The organism is Mycobacterium sp. UM_Kg27, from assembly GCF_000972905.1.
Lineage (GTDB): Bacteria > Actinomycetota > Actinomycetes > Mycobacteriales > Mycobacteriaceae > Mycobacterium.
Genome location: NZ_JRMM01000001.1, coordinates 77,447 through 90,928 on the forward strand (window position 1 = coordinate 77,447; position 13,482 = coordinate 90,928).

At 67.7% G+C, this 13,482-nt stretch carries 11 protein-coding genes and 1 pseudogene; 7 read left to right on the top strand and 5 right to left on the bottom strand.

What is annotated here, in order from left to right; translation table 11 throughout:
* Positions 1-97 precede the first annotated feature (97 nt).
* Together LI94_RS00360 and LI94_RS00365 are read left to right on the top strand one after the other, a co-directional pair.
* A complete protein-coding gene (locus LI94_RS00360; RefSeq protein WP_239651116.1) occupies positions 98-1,447 on the top strand; it encodes an HNH endonuclease signature motif containing protein in 1,350 nt (449 codons plus the stop codon).
* Between the two features lie 45 nt (positions 1,448-1,492).
* Positions 1,493-2,203: an ankryin gene (locus LI94_RS00365; RefSeq protein ID WP_052739839.1), complete on the top strand. Its 711-nt coding sequence runs from the start codon at positions 1,493-1,495 to the stop codon at positions 2,201-2,203.
* Here the strand turns inward: LI94_RS00365 and LI94_RS00370 are convergent.
* Together LI94_RS00370 and LI94_RS00375 are read right to left on the bottom strand one after the other, a co-directional pair.
* On the bottom strand, positions 2,194-3,765 hold the full coding sequence (locus LI94_RS00370) for a class I adenylate-forming enzyme family protein (protein ID WP_046299931.1): 1,572 nt from the start codon (positions 3,763-3,765) through the stop codon (positions 2,194-2,196). The two genes, LI94_RS00365 and LI94_RS00370, sit on opposite strands and share 10 nt — an antisense overlap.
* Positions 3,766-3,782: 17 nt before the next feature.
* Positions 3,783-4,619 carry an SDR family oxidoreductase gene (locus LI94_RS00375; RefSeq protein WP_024440611.1) on the bottom strand — a complete coding sequence of 279 codons (837 nt, stop codon included), beginning with the start codon at positions 4,617-4,619 and terminating at the stop codon, positions 3,783-3,785.
* 112 nt (positions 4,620-4,731) lie between these two features.
* Between LI94_RS00375 and LI94_RS00380 the strand changes: the two genes are divergently transcribed.
* From LI94_RS00380 to LI94_RS00395, 4 genes are all read left to right on the top strand, one after another.
* Positions 4,732-5,844 carry a cellulase family glycosylhydrolase gene (locus tag LI94_RS00380; RefSeq protein ID WP_024440612.1) on the top strand — a complete coding sequence of 371 codons (1,113 nt, stop codon included), beginning with the start codon at positions 4,732-4,734 and terminating at the stop codon, positions 5,842-5,844.
* Between the two features lie 116 nt (positions 5,845-5,960).
* Positions 5,961-7,742 (top strand): serine/threonine-protein kinase, encoded by a 1,782-nt coding sequence (locus tag LI94_RS00385; protein WP_046299932.1) that lies wholly within the window; start codon positions 5,961-5,963, stop codon positions 7,740-7,742.
* A gap of 167 nt (positions 7,743-7,909) precedes the next feature.
* Positions 7,910-8,959 carry an MPT63 family protein gene (locus LI94_RS00390; RefSeq protein ID WP_052739840.1) on the top strand — a complete coding sequence of 350 codons (1,050 nt, stop codon included), beginning with the start codon at positions 7,910-7,912 and terminating at the stop codon, positions 8,957-8,959.
* A 144-nt stretch (positions 8,960-9,103) separates the two neighbouring features.
* Positions 9,104-9,766 (top strand): MPT63 family protein, encoded by a 663-nt coding sequence (locus LI94_RS00395; RefSeq protein WP_046299944.1) that lies wholly within the window; start codon positions 9,104-9,106, stop codon positions 9,764-9,766.
* Positions 9,767-9,778: 12 nt separating this feature from the next.
* On the opposite strand, the gene LI94_RS00400 is transcribed toward LI94_RS00395, so the two are convergent.
* From LI94_RS00400 to LI94_RS00410, 3 genes are read right to left on the bottom strand one after another with little or no spacing between them, the layout of a single operon-like run.
* A complete protein-coding gene (locus LI94_RS00400; protein ID WP_046299945.1) occupies positions 9,779-10,912 on the bottom strand; it encodes an acyl-CoA dehydrogenase family protein in 1,134 nt (377 codons plus the stop codon).
* Positions 10,913-10,947: 35 nt separating this feature from the next.
* The gene (locus LI94_RS00405; protein WP_024440617.1) at positions 10,948-12,036 is read right to left on the bottom strand and encodes a dihydrodipicolinate reductase; all 1,089 of its coding nucleotides are present in this window, start codon (positions 12,034-12,036) and stop codon (positions 10,948-10,950) included.
* Positions 12,033-13,124, bottom strand: a complete 1,092-nt coding sequence (locus tag LI94_RS00410; RefSeq protein WP_046299933.1) for a Rieske 2Fe-2S domain-containing protein — start codon at positions 13,122-13,124, stop codon at positions 12,033-12,035. The genes LI94_RS00405 and LI94_RS00410 overlap by 4 nt, the downstream gene beginning before the upstream one ends.
* Positions 13,125-13,232: 108 nt before the next feature.
* On the opposite strand from LI94_RS00410, the pseudogene LI94_RS00415 reads away from it, so the two are divergent.
* Positions 13,233-13,445: pseudogene (locus LI94_RS00415) on the top strand (TetR/AcrR family transcriptional regulator); the annotation flags it as partial.
* Between the last annotated feature and the right edge of the window lie 37 nt (positions 13,446-13,482).

Genomic DNA, 13,482 nt, shown 5'->3' on the forward strand with positions numbered 1-13,482 from the left:
AGACAACAATTTGACCTCCGATATTCGAACATCTGTTCGATACATTGGAGGCGTGTCCGATCAGGTCCTTCCTCCCGCCGCAGCCGCCCGTGCGGCCATCCGCGCGGACCTGGCTCTGATCGACGACGCCCAGGCCCGGCTCCGTGGCGCTGACACCGACCTGGTCGGCAATGCGTTTCGCGTGGAAGTCGCCGAACACCTCGAAACTCAGCACCGCGTCAATCGCGGCTTGTCCTACCGCATCTTCGGCGAGATCGCCGACCCCGCCGACGGCGCCGAGGACCCCCGACTGCCCGCTGACACCAAGATCACGGACCTGCTGTGGTCGCGCCTGCGTATCACCCGGGCCGAGGTCCGACGCCGATTCCGCGTCGCCGCCCGGATCCGGCCGCGGCGCAACCTGACCGGACCGCCGGCCCCGCCGGAGCTTGCCGAAGTCGCCGCCGCTGTCGAGGACGGCCGTATCGGTGACGACCACATCAAGGCGGTCACCAAGGCCCTCGACGAACTGCCCGCGAAGGTCGCACCGGCCGATCGCGCGGCCGCCGAACGCACCCTGGTGCGCCACGCCTCCGAGCAGGACGCCGCCTTCGTGACCGCGATAGGGCACGCGATCGCCGATCACCTCAATCCCGACGGCAACTTCACCGACGAAGACCGGGCACGGCGGCGCAATCTCGTCCTGGGCCGCCAAGGCCCCGACGGGATGAGCTCACTGTCCGGCTGTATCGACCCCGAAACCCGCGCCTACCTCGAGACAGTCACCGCCGCGGTTCGCCCCGGCCACCGCCAGCCCGAGGGCGCTCAAGAACGCGATACCCGCTCGTCGGGGCAACGCGACCACGACGCACTGAAGCTGGCCCTGCGCCATGGCATCGAGTCCGGTGCGATGGGCACTCACCGCGGTGTACCGGTGACGGTCATCGTCACCACCAAACTCGCCGACCTCGACCAGGCGGCCCGCGCCATGGCCAACCCGGAGATCCCGATGCCGGGACCTGCCCGCACCGGTGGCGGCAGCCGCCTACCGATGCGTGATCTGATCCGCATGGCAGCCAACTCGATTCACTACCTGGCGGTCTTCGACAACCACTCCGAGCGGCCGCTGTATCTGGGCCGCAGTAAACGGATCGCCACCCTGGATCACCGGATCATCTGCCACGCCCGCGACCGCGGTTGCACCAGACCGAACTGTCCGGAGCCCGGCTACCACTGCGAGGTTCACCATTCGACCGACTGGGCACGCGGCGGGCGCACCGACGCCGACGAGCTCTACTTCGCCTGCGGCGGCGACCACGGCGGTGCCACCCGTGGCGATCTAGAGACCGTGGTCACCGAGCAAGGTCGACTGGCCTGGACCGACGGCACCAGCCCACCACGCATCAACCACCTGCATCACCCGGAGGAACTGCTCGACGACGATCTCGACGACGGCCCAGATCCATAGCCGCGACCTCAGGTATCGCGGCCCGAACCGCGAGAAGATGGCACCGTGACGACCTACGCCGAGATCCGCAACAACGCACCGCTGTGGCCGGGCGTGATGGACCGCTCGCTGCTGGGCAACCGGCAGGCGCAAGCCGCGTTGTATCTGGCCGACATGGCCAAGCGGGGCAAGTGGAGCACGGTGATCCGGGAACTCGACCGCGGTGATCACGTGGTCGATATCAAGTCGTGGCGGCCCGGCGGCAAGACCTGGCTGACGGTGCTGCATCAGGCCGGCTGGCACGGCGCGTCTCCCGACGTGGCGACCTGGCTGATCGAGCAGGGTGCGCTGCGCTCGCAACCGGATGCCGCCGGTCGCACCGCCTATGACCTGGCCGTCGAGCACCAACGGTCGGCCGAACTGCTGGAGGTGCTCAAGCCTCCCCCGGCCGCACTCGACCACGACCGGATCGCCGCGCTCAACACCCAGCTCACCACCGTGCTCGACGACCTGATCCAACACCTGTTTCGCGGCGGCGACCTGCGCCAGATGCTCCGCTATCCCCCGGTCGAGGTGCTGCACGAACTGCCCGGAAAACAACTGTGGTTCCCGGTGCCCTACCTGTGGGGCGGGTTTCGGATCGGTCTGCACGATAACGACATCGAAGTGATCGGCGGTTATCGAGAACTCGACCCGGTCGGCGATGTGCACGTCGCGACGGTCGGCTACCTCATCACACCCGAGGGGCCGTCGCAGGTTTACGAAGGCTACGAGTGACCGCTGATCTCGCGCAACTGTCCCTTGGCGATCTTGCCGCCGGATGAGCGCGGCAACTCGTCGATGACGACAAGGCGTTCCGGCAACAGCTCTTTGGACACCCCGAGCGCCAGCAGGTGTTCGACAAGCTCGGCCAATTCCAAGGTGCCGGCGCCCGCGCGCGCCACCTCCGCGAGTTCGGCGTAGACGCACACCTTCTCGCCGAACACCTCGTCGCGCATCGGCACCGCGGCGGCCACCGCGATCGCCGGATGGGTCATCACCGCGTCTTCGACCTGGGCGGCGCTGATGTTCTTGCCGCCGCGCAGAATGAAATCCGACGTCCGGCCGGTGACGCTGAGATAGCCGTCGGCGTCGATCTCGCAGATGTCGCCCATCCGCATCCAGCCGTCGGCGGTGAACAGCTTGTCGTGATCAACTCCGTTGAGATAGCCGAGGCTGGTGGCCGGGCCACGGCAGGCGGGCTGCCCCCGGCCGGTGTCGGTCACGTCGGTGTTGCCGTCCTCGCCGCCGAACAACCGGACCGCCATCTCGGGCACGATGCGCCCACCGGTGCGCAACCGCCGCTGCAACGTGTCGTCGAGCGTGGTGGCGCTGAGCACGCCGGTCTCATTGGATCCGTAGAACTGCAGGATTTTCGCGCCGGTCAGCTCCTCGAACTCCGCGGCCGGCCGGTAGGGCAACGCCTCGCCGCCGGTGAACACCACCCGCAACGAGCTCAAGTCGAACTCGCGGCTGGCCGGATCCGCCATCATCATGGTCAATTGAGTGCTGACACAGCACAATACGGTGACCCGATGACGAGCTATCGCGGCACAGGTCGCGGCCGCGGTGAAGCGGTCCAACAGGATTGCCGTGGCGCCGAGGTGGATCGGAGTGGTGTGGCTGGTCCAGAGCCCGAAGCCGAACGGCGTGGGAATGACGGGCAGGAAGACGTCGTCGTGACTCAACCGCCCGTTGGCGACGGCCAGCTGGTGAAAGTAGTGCCAACGGTTCTGGGTGTGCACCACACACTTGGGCAGTCCGGTGGTGCCGGAGGTGGAGTTGATCAAGAAGACGTCATCGGCGCCGAGTTGCGGACCCGGTACCCCGATTTCGGCGGCAGCCTGCAGTTCATCGATGCTCACCGTCGCGATCTCGAGTCCTGCCGCGGTGGCGTGCCGCTGCTCATCGGTGATCAGTAGCCGGACCTGCGAAGCGGCCAGAATCGCAGCCACCTCACGAGTTCCGGCCCGGGCACCGATACCGACCACGATCGCCCCGCAGCGCTCGATCGCCACGAACAGCACATGGATGGCCACGGCGTCGCGATGCCATACCGCGATCCGGTCTCCGGTGCGCACTCCGGCTCCGGCCAGCCGCGCCGCCAATGCGTCTGCCGCGGTGTCGAATTCCTGCCACGTCAAGCCCGCGCCGAGATAGTCCAGATAAGCGTCCCGGGCAGGGAATCGTCGGGCGTTGCGGCGCACCGCATCCGACAGCGTGGTCTGCGACCACCAACCGACGGCGTGATACCGGGCGGCCTCGACGGCGGTGTAAGCCGGTGTATCCCAGTGAGGCACGGGCCGCCTCCGATCAGTCAGTAGATGTAGTCTTCGCCGCTCGCTCGCACGGTGATGTCACTGATACTGATGCCCCAGGGCTGGTCGATGACGTGCACCACCGCCTCGGCGAGGTCTTCGGGGGTGATCAGCCAGTACTTCACCGAGTCGATGTCGGTCTGCTCAGGCTCCAAGGTGCCCTCGGCGAACGCGGTGACCGACCGCATGTAGCTCTCACCGCGTGATCCCACGATGCCCATGATCGCGGAGCCGTTGACCACGCCGCTGCCGAGATTGGTGCCCAGCACACCGGTCGGCTTGACCGTGGTCACCTTGATCTTCCCCTTCGCCTCGCTGCGCAGCGAGTCCGACAGGACGGCGACCGCGGCCTTGGTCGCGCTGTAGACCCCCGAGCCGGCCACACCGGCGTTGCCGTAGATCGACGAGATGTTGACGACGTGGCCGCGGCCTTGGGCGATCATCTGGTCGTAGACGGCCGAAATGCCGTTCACCACGCCCTTGATGTTGATGTCGATCGCCCGGTGCCAGTGCTGCCAGGCCTTGTCGTGATCGGCGAAATAGGCCAGCGGCATCACGCCGGCATTGTTGACGATGACGTCCACCGCGCCGAAGGTCTGCACCGCGTGCTGCACGGCGGCCTTCATCTGCTCGATGTCGGTGACGTCGGCGACCTGATGGGTGCCCGACAGGCCGGCCGCGCGAATCCCGTCGAAGACGGCCGCAAGGTTCTCGGCGCCGATGTCGACGCCGACCACGTGGGCTCCGGCGGCGGCGCACTTCTCGGCGATCAGTTTGCCGAATCCACCGCCGGCACCGGTGATGACGACGACTTTATCCTTCAGGTGCTGCGACATAGTCGGCCAGTTTAGGTGGCCGCTGTCGCCCCGGGTGTCACCGCCCGATTTGCTCGGCGACAGGCCGGGCGTTCGAACGCCCGCCGACGGGATTGGAAGCTATGGTCACTTCGTGAAGCGTCGAACGGCACTGGGGCTCCCCCTTCTGCTGGCGGCTGGTCCCACTTTGAGCCGGCTCCCGCTCGCCGGCGCGGACCCCGGCCGGTGGTCGATCGACCGGGTTAATCGCTGGTATCAGGCGCAGGGTTGGCCGGTCGGCTCCAACTACATCACCTCCACCGCGGTCAATCAGCTCGAGATGTTTCAGCCGGGCACCTTCGATCTGCGGCGGATCGACTCCGAGTTGGGCTGGGCCCGATCGGCGGGGTTCAACACGGTGCGGGTGTTCCTGCACGACCAGCTGTGGGCCGCCGATCAGCGGGGCTTCCAGTACCGTCTGGGCCAGTTCGTGGCGGTCGCGGCCCGCCACCGCATCAAGCCGATGTTCGTGCTGTTCGATTCCTGCTGGGACCCGCACCCCAAGGCTGGGCCACAGTTGGCCCCGCGAGTCGGCATCCACAATTCGCGATGGGTGCAAAGCCCCGGTGCCGACCGACTGGGTGACCGCAACTACTACCGCACCCTGCGGGACTACGTCACCGGCGTGATGACCCAGTTCCGGTACGACGAACGGATCCTGGCCTGGGACCTGTGGAACGAGCCGGACAACATGGCCCGCGAATACAGCGCCGTCGAACGGTCGGACAAGCTGGATTACATCAGCGACCTGCTGCCGCAGGTGTTCAGTTGGGCCCGGTCCGTCGATGCGCGTCAGCCGCTGACCAGTGGGATCTGGGAGGGCTCGCGTCAGGGCAGCACGATCGTCAACACCCAACTGGGCAGCTCCGACGTCATCACGTTCCACTCCTACGACAAGCCGGCCACATTCAGTGACCGCATCGCCGAATTGGCGCCCCTGGGCCGGCCGATAATGTGCACCGAGTATCTGGCTCGTACCCGCGGCAACACCATCGACGGGATTCTGCCGATCATGAAGCGCCACAATGTGGGCGCCTACAACTGGGGCTTCGTCGCCGGGCGAACCCAGACCTACCTGCCGTGGGACTCCTGGGACAATCCCTACACCGCCGAGCCGCAGGTCTGGTTCCACGATCTGGTGCAACCAACCGGGCGCGCATACCGGAATCTGGAGATCCTGACGATCAGCAACCTCACCGGCCGCTGACCGGCAACGTACCCGGCACGCCACCAGGGAATCGGGCGATGTTGGCGCTACCGGCTGATAGCGGCGCGGTTCAGTGATGAAATCATGGGCGGCAATGTCGTGGTGAGGAGTCGGTGATGAGCGAGACCGCGTCGGGTCCGCGGGCTGGGTCACGGGTGGGGCGTTATCTTCTCAAACAACTGCTGGGACGCGGCACCACCGGTTCGGTCTACGAGGCGGTCGACACACACAAGGACCGCACCGCCGCGCTCAAACTGCTGGCGCCGGCGTTGGGCGGGAATCCGGCGTTCCGCGAGTGGCTGCAGCGCGAGGTGCTGGTCGTCGGTCGGGTGCAGGAACCGCACGTGGTGCCGGTTCGCGACTACGGCGAACTCGACGGCCAGGTGTTCATCGATATGCCGCTGGTGGCCGGTGACGACCTGGCCGCGGTGCTGAAGCGCAACGGGGTGCTGCCTCCCTCACGTGCGGTGAACGTGGTGTGGCAGGCGGCCTCGGCCCTGGATGCCGCGCACAGCGCCGGGGTCATCCACCGCGGCATCAAGCCGCGCAACATCCTGCTGACCAGTGATGATTTCGTCTATCTGGTGGATTTCGGATTGGCCGGCGCCCCCGGTGCCGAGGCGGCCGATGCCGAGAACGCCGGTGCCCGCTGGAAGTACGCGGCGCCGGAGCTGTTCTCCGGCAGTGATTTCGGGCCGGCCGTCGACGTCTATGCGCTGGCATGTGTGCTCTACCAGTGCTTGACGGGTTCTCCGCCGTACCGCGCCGACAGCCTCAAGATGCTGGCCAACGCGCATCAGAACAAACCGATTCCGCGGCCCAGCCTTGCCGGCGCCACCATCCCGGCCGGCTTGGACGAGGTCGTCGCTAAAGGCATGGCCAAGGACCCGCAGGAGCGTTATGCCAGCGCCGCGGAGCTGGCGACCGCGGCCTATCAGGCGCTCAGCGCGCCCGACCAGCACCGGACGCTGCAGATCTATGAGACCAGCCAGCAGTCCACCCCGCCGCTGATCGAACCGTCACAGCCGAGCGCGCCGCCGGTGGCGGCGACCGAGGTGGCGGCGGCCGAGGTGGCGGCGGCCACCCCGCCGGTGCCCCCCGCTGCGGCGGCCGAGGATCCCCCGGCCCCGGTGCGCGAGGTGCCGGCGGTACCCGAGGTGCCGTCGACCACGCCGCCGGTCCCGCCCGCCCCGATTCCCGAACCTGTGACCGCGGGCCGTCCCGCCGGGCAGCCCGGCCTGCCGCGCGTCTCGACGGCCGCCGACGACTGGTTCAGTTCGTCACGACGACTGCGCCTGCACCCCGAGCCCGCCAAACGCAGGCTGCTGCTGCGGATCGGGGCGGCGCTGATCGTGGTCGTCGGGTTGATCGCCTGGATGACGAACCGATCGGGTTCTGACGAACTGGCCGCCGACGCCGACACCTCGCAAACCGCCGCGGGAGCGAGTCAGCCCACGACGACGGTGTCCTCGGCCGAGGCGCAGGCTCGCCTGCTCAAGCTGCTGCCGTCGGGCTATCCCCAGGATGCCTGTACGGCATCCGCGCCGTCGGGCGGGGCCATCGCCGAGGTGACGTGTGGCCGCAACACCGACCCCGGCGGTCCGCCGGCTGCGACCTACACCTTGTTCTCCGACGCCACTGCGCTGCGCCAGAGCTTCGACAACACCGTGCAGGCCACCACCGTCGTCAACTGCCCGGGCCGGATCCAGTCGCCGGGCGCCTGGCATCGCACCGCCACACCGGACAAGACCGCCGGAACACTGCTGTGTGGCATGCGGCAGGGGTCTCCCGTGCTGGTCTGGACCAATGACACCAACCTGGTGATCGGCTCACTGCGGACTGAGCGAAACACGCCCACCCTGGAGCAGTTCTACACCTGGTGGAGTTCGCACTCCTGACCGTCGATCCTGCAGAGGCCAATAAACGCGGCTGTCAAATCCGTTAGGATTTTCGACTTGGAGTCACTGCATCACCCGGCGGTTCAGCGAGGCTCGACGAAGGAGAGGCGAAGCGCCAACCGCCGCAGGAAGCCCGAGATCCAGTCGAACCGAGGAGTCAGCCAATAATGAAGTTCTTCACTACTGCCGTGGCAGCCGCAGGCGCGTTGGCCGCAGCCGGAGCCGTGACCGCCGCAACCGCCAGTGCGGACGTCGGCGACGCCGCCCCCTCGACCCACCCGATCGGCACCCAGGGCACCGTGGAGAACGGCGGTGTCATCCAGGGCTGGACCGTCAGTGACCTGCGGCCCAGCTCCGACGCCATCCCCTACCAGCCGCGCGGCACCCTGTGGGAGGCCACCGCCACCGACGTGGCCATCCAGGGCAACGTCACCCCGGTGATCGCCAACCTCGGCGCGCGCTCAGCGAGCGGTCAGACCTACCCCGCGTTGTTCGGGGTGGCCACCGCGCAGGGCGTGAACCCGGCCAACCTGACGCAAGGCCAGAAGACCACCGGCAAGGTCTACTTCGACGTCACCGGCGACGCGCCCAACAGCGCGGTCTACCAGGGTGCCGGCCAAGACCTGCTGGTCTGGACCCCCGCCGCGCCGACCACACCGGCCGGCGGTTCGTCGGGCCCGGCGGCCACCGGTTCACAGCGGGCCTCCGGTCCGGCGGCCACCGGAACCAAGCCCGGCGCCGAGGGCGCCGCGGCCGCTACCGAGACCACGCCGGCTGCCGCCGGTAGCCAGGGAACCCCGCTGCCCGCGAGCAGCCAGGGCACCCCACTGCCGGCCGAGGCCGGCGGCACTTCCGCCGCGGCCAGCGACTCGGAGGTTCCGGCCGCCACGGGCACCTCGGGGTCACAGACCCAGGCCGGCGCGGGCAGCGCGGAAGCGGCGGCTCCCGCCAGCGGCCCGGCGCCGTCCTCGCAACAGACCCCGGGTACGCCGGCCCAGTCCGAGGCGTCGGCTGCCGCCGGCAGCTCGGGTACGCCGCTCCCCGCGGAGGCGCCCGGCGCGTCGACGACGGAAGCGACCGGCACGGCTGGTACCGCGGGTACCGGTTCGGAAGGCACCACGTCGGCCGGCGCCGGAAACCAGGGCACGCCGATTCCGGCCGCCACCGCCGGTACTCCGGCAGCCAACGGCGCGAACGGCTCGACCACGTCGAACTGACCGAAGTTCATCGCCAGTGCGGCCCGGCCTCGCTACCGCGAGCCGGGCCGCACTCGTTCCTGGGTAGCCTGGTCCCCAGCCCGTTACGATGCAGTACTTGAGTACCAATTTGTCGGCATGCAGCCGATTTGAGGAGACAGTCCCATGAAGTCCATCTCGACCGCCCTGACCGCGGGAGCACTGGCCGCCGCGGGCGCCCTCAGCATCGGGATCGCCGGCGCGGACCCTGACCCGGCGCCCGCCCCTGTCACCCACCCGATCGGCACCCAGGGCACCGTTCCCGAAGGCCCCGGGGTGCATGGCTGGACGATCACCGATCTGCGCCCCAGCTCGGACGCTATCCCCTACCAGCCCCGCGGCGCCCTGTGGGAGGCCACCGCCACCGACGAGGCGATCCAGGGCACCGTTTTCCCGATCGTCGCCAACCTCAGCGCCCGTTCGGCCAGCGGCCAGAACTACCAGGCTTTGTTCACCGTGCCCACCGCGCAGGGCATCGCTCCGGCCGCCCTGACTCAAGGCCAAAAGACCAGCGGCAAGGTCTATTTCGACGTCACCGGCGACGCCCCGAACACCCTGGTGTACCAAACCGGCGGCGCGGACCTGATTCGCTGGGTGACCCCGGCTCCGCAGGCACCGGCGCCCGCCGGCGGCGCTCAACTCCCGGCGAGCGGTGGCAGCAACCGGGCCCCCGCTGCACCGGCTCGCCCCCCGGCGTCGCGGCCCGCGCAACCCGCACCGTCGGCTCCGCCGTCCGGCAGCTCGGGGACTCCGCTGCCCGAGGGCAGTTCCGGCACACCACTGCCCTGATTCAGCGGCTGCTCACAGCCCGAACTGGTCGTCGATCAGCCCGAGCCAGATCTGGGCCGCGTCAATGGCGACCTTCTCGCTGATGAACGCGTGCTGGGTCCCGGTGTAGATGTCTCGGAATGCTCGCTCGAGGCGGCTGCCTTCGCGGATCGCCGTGGTTCCGGCCGCCAGATGTGCCCACTCGGCGCAGCTTCTGGCGGTATCGGTGGCGTAGACGGCTGCCACCCGCATGTCGGCCCGCAGTAGTGGCGTCAGGTCTTCGCCTGCCGCGACGGCGGTTTCGGCTGTGGTGAAGGCCTCGAGCACCAGCAAGCGAGCGGCCCGCCACGCGGCGACGTGGTGTGCCAGATCCTTCTGAAACGTAGGACGGCTGGCCAACGCCGCCATGTCGCTCATCCGGTACTTGGTGGCTGCCAGCTCGGTCACGTCGTCGAGCATGCTTTTGGCCACACCGAGCGCCCAGGATGCGTGGCCCGCGGCGGTCACCGGCATCAGGCCCATCCGAGCTGCCGGCGAGGCTCCTCGAAGGGGGGAACGGCAGAACAGTGGAAAGGTCCGGCTCCCTGGTACGAACACGTCCTGGGCGCTGTAGTCGTAGGAGCCGGTTCCCTTGAGCCCCTGGACATGCCAGCCGTCGTTGAAGGAGATCTGCGCACGTGGGAGCACCGCGACCTGCATGTCGGGTATTCCGTCGCTGACCCAGCGCATCTCGCCGTCGTCCATCGGGAGGAAGCCGGCCGCCACATATTGGGAGTGGCCGATACCCGAGCCGAAGCTCCACGATCCGCTCAACCGGTAGCCGCCGTCGACGGCAACGCCCTGGCCGTTGGGGAAGTATTGGCCGCCCAGTGTGACGTGATTGTCGTGGGAAGTGAACACCTCAGCGAAACCGTCGTCGGGCAGGTACGCGGCCGCCGCGAACGACGAGGGCATGTTGGCGATACCAACCCAGCCGAATGAGCCGTCCTGCCATGCCATTTCGATCCAGGTCTCGATCATCTCGGCGAACGACGGCTCGGCGCCGCCGGCGGCGGCGGGATTGAACGCCGACATCAAGCCGGTGCGCCACATCTCGTCGACGATGGGATCGGTCAGCGTGCGACGCTGCTCGGATGCGACGGCCTCGGCCGCCACCAGCTCGCGCATGCCGCGCGCCAGCGCGGCAAGGCCGCCGGGCTTGCTCACCTGCGAAATCTCCCGGCGAATCCGCGCAGCGGCAGGTCCGCACTGGTCAGCAGGCCCGGTGGCGCCGCCACCACCGACTTGATCGCGTTGAGGGCGGGCAATCCGGTCACGGTCATGCCGATCGAGGCGAAGTTGTCCGGGTTGGAAAGGTCCACACCGGGTTTGGGAAAGATCATGTGCTTGTTGTAGACGCACGGATCGCCGGTGACCCGGGTGATGTAGCAGCCCTTGATGTTCCAGTTCGGCTCGGTGAACGGCGTCATCTGCCACTCCAGGTGCGTCTCCACCCGCGGCACGCCGTTGACCATGCCCTGGTACTTGATGTAGTTGCCGCCCAAGGAGCCCTTGGGCAGGGTGTACCAGCCCAGGTCGACGTCCCTTGTGCAGGCGCCCAATTCGTAGCTGAACGTGACCTCGTCGAGAGTCAGGTCGAAGCAGTCCGCCATCATCAACACACTGTCGGCGAACACCCGGGTGAACTTCTCCAGCTTGGCCGGGATCTCCGGATCATCCACCGGCTGGCCGTAGCCCACCTCGATCCAGGTGTCCTTGGAATGGTGGCAGGACACGTCCACCGACTCGATGGTGGTGATGTTCTCGATCTCGGCGACATCGGCCGAACACACCACGCCCAGAATCTGATTGACTCCCGGATTCATCCCGGTGCCGTAGAAGGTCGCACCGCCCTTCGCGCACGCCTCGGCCAGCAGCTGCGTCACCGGCTTGCCCGACGGGTGGGGGTGGTTGGTGTCGCGGTGCCAGCCGGTGATCCAGTCGGCTGTGGTGACGATGTTGATGCCCGCTTCCAGGATCGCGACGTAGAGGTCCTCGTCGGGGAACACCCCGTGAAACGTCAGGACGTCGGGCTTGGCGGCGATGATCTCTTCGACGCTCCCGGTCGCGATGACACCGTTGGGCGCGATCCCGGCCAGCTCGCCGGTGTCTTTGCCGATCTTTTCCGGCGAATAGCAGTGCACGCCCACCAGTTCGAGGTCGTCGCGGGCGGCGAACCGCCGGATCATCTCGGTTCCGACGTTGCCGGTGGCGACCTGGAAGACCCGGATGGGTGCGGCGGTTGTGTTCATGCGGTGGAACCTCTCTGCGCTGTGAGTTCAGCGACCTCAGCGGCACCGCCACCGATGCCGTCGGGATAGAACTGTTTGGCCCACTGCCGAATTGCGGTGAAGCCCTCGTATTCGGCGGTCGCCAGCGCCGGCGGATCCGAGTAGCGCTGATGCGACCAGATGTGGATGTCCTGTTCGAACTGGCGGATGACTTCACGCCCGAAATCGGCCGCCCGCGCCTCGGCCCGCGTCGGGTCGCCGGGTTTATGCGGCGGTCCCGGCTTCGCCTCTCCTCCGTCGGGCCTCGCCGAACCGCCGGACGGTGAGCGGCCGATGTAGACCATGAAGCGGACGTCGGAGGTGGAGTCGTCGACGGGCGTGATCGCCGAGATGGTGCGGTTGTCGATCATCCCCCAGCTCTTGGTCACCGCAATCCCCAAGCCGCCGTTGATGGCTTCCACGCCACTGTTGACGTCCTCGATCTTCTGGCCGTCGTCGCCTTCGAAGGTGATGGTGAAGTCGACGTAGGACACCGGTTCGGCGAAATCGTGCCGGGTGAAGACCGGCACGATGGGGGTCTGGTGCACGTACTTGAAGTGGGCGAAGTCCACCCCGTTCTCCAACACGTACTGCGGGTGCAGCTCAAGTCTCGAGCGGTACAGCCGCTGTTGCGGGTAGTAATCGGCGGCACTGCGATCGTCGAAGCTGGCGAAGACATCCGGTGCGTCGAAGAACGGCGCGCGCCCCTGCGCGTCGTTCCAGATGTAGACCGACTCGTTGCGTTCGGTGACCGGATAGGTGGTGATCCGTCGGCCGCGGTTGGGCTTGTCCTGGTATGGGATGCAGACGTTGCGGCCCTGGGAGTTCCACTGCCAGCCGTGGAACGGGCATTGCAGAACCTCGCCGTGAACGGTGCCGCCGAATCCCAGGTGCGCGCCGAGGTGTTCGCAGTAGGCGTTCATCACGGTGAGCTGACCCGACTCAGCCCGCCAGGCCACCATCTCCCGGCCGAAGTACTTCATGGTGTGAACATCGCCGATGCCGATCTCGTCGGACCAGGCGACTTGAAACCAGCCTGTCGGGTTCATCGACAACGGCGGTTTGGCCATGTCAACGTGTCCTCTCTGTGGTCTCCGAGCGGGCCGACTGTCGCAGCATAGTGCGCCTCGAAGAAGAATCATAGTGGGCACTATGTAAACGTTGTTAGGATTCCCCGGATGGCTCAATCGGAGACGCGGCGCAGCAATAAGCGGGGGCTGGCAACCCGCGAGGCGATGCTGGACGCCGCGGTGCGCTCGCTGGCCACCGGGGACCCCGGCGCGGTGTCGGCCAGCCGGATCGCCAAGGAGAGCGGCGCCACCTGGGGCGCGGTGCAGTATCAGTTCGGCGACGTCGACGGGTTCTGGGCGGCGGTGTTGCACCGCACCGCCGCCCAGAACCCGTCGACGTCGCCGAACTGATACTGCA